Source organism: Flavobacterium xizangense, assembly GCF_054075145.1.
Genome location: NZ_JBSIPG010000369.1, coordinates 1 through 229, shown reverse-complemented (window position 1 = coordinate 229; position 229 = coordinate 1). Strand labels below are relative to the sequence as shown.

1 protein-coding gene is annotated in these 229 nt (G+C 53.3%); it reads right to left on the bottom strand.

The annotated features are described in order from the left end of the window. Positions 1 to 229, bottom strand: a 229-nt coding sequence (locus ACWA1B_RS23810; protein WP_456911173.1) for a hypothetical protein, incomplete at both ends; no start/stop codon positions are given.

Genomic DNA, 229 nt, shown 5'->3' with positions numbered 1-229 from the left:
CACGCAACCCCCCTATCTGCTCCACCCTTTAGGACGGATGAGGAAACTAGTGAGGTAGAAGTATCTGAGGATACTCGGGCAAAAGCCGATGCGGAAGCTTTACAAGCAAAACTGGCTGCTGATGCAAAAGCAAAAGCTGACGCAGAAGCATTACAAGCGAAGTTCGCCGGAGCTACAGTCGTCAACGCCGCCACAGAATCACTTCGGGCAAGCCTTGCTGCAGGTGCGA